The organism is Streptomyces sp. SID3343 (assembly GCF_009865215.1).
Taxonomy (GTDB): domain Bacteria; phylum Actinomycetota; class Actinomycetes; order Streptomycetales; family Streptomycetaceae; genus Embleya.
In genome coordinates, this window is the sequence record NZ_WWJX01000903.1 from 1 (window position 1) to 396 (window position 396).

At 81.6% G+C, this 396-nt stretch carries 1 protein-coding gene; it reads right to left on the reverse strand.

Annotated features, from left to right (window positions below; genetic code table 11):
• Window positions 1–396, reverse strand: a 396-nt coding sequence (locus tag GT354_RS27805; RefSeq protein WP_161359121.1) for a hypothetical protein, incomplete at both ends; no start/stop codon positions are given.

The following is a 396-nucleotide window of genomic DNA, read 5'->3' on the forward strand; positions in this document are numbered from 1 at the left end:
GGTGGCCGCGCGCCGGGCGCTCTCGCCGCGGTCCTGGAGGCCCGCCGCGCGGCGCTCCTCGGTGTCGGCGCGGCCCTCGGCCCCGGCCGCGGCCGCGTGCAGGGCGCGCACCAGCGCGGAGGCCGCCTCCTGGCGGGCGGCGAGGGCCGGCGCGGCGTCCCGCTCGGCCGCGCGGATCGCGGTGTCCACGCGCTCGGACCGGTCCACCGCGGCGCGGTGGCGCAGTACCACCTCGGTGGCCAGCCACGCCGAGTGCAGCCCGCGCGCGTCGGTCAGTTCGCGCTTGATCCGCGCGGCGTCCCTCTCGGCGCCGGTCAGCCGCATCGCCGCGTGCCGGTGGGTGATCTCGGCGGTGACCAGCGCGGCGTGCGCGCTCGCCTGCTGCGCGGCGTCCAC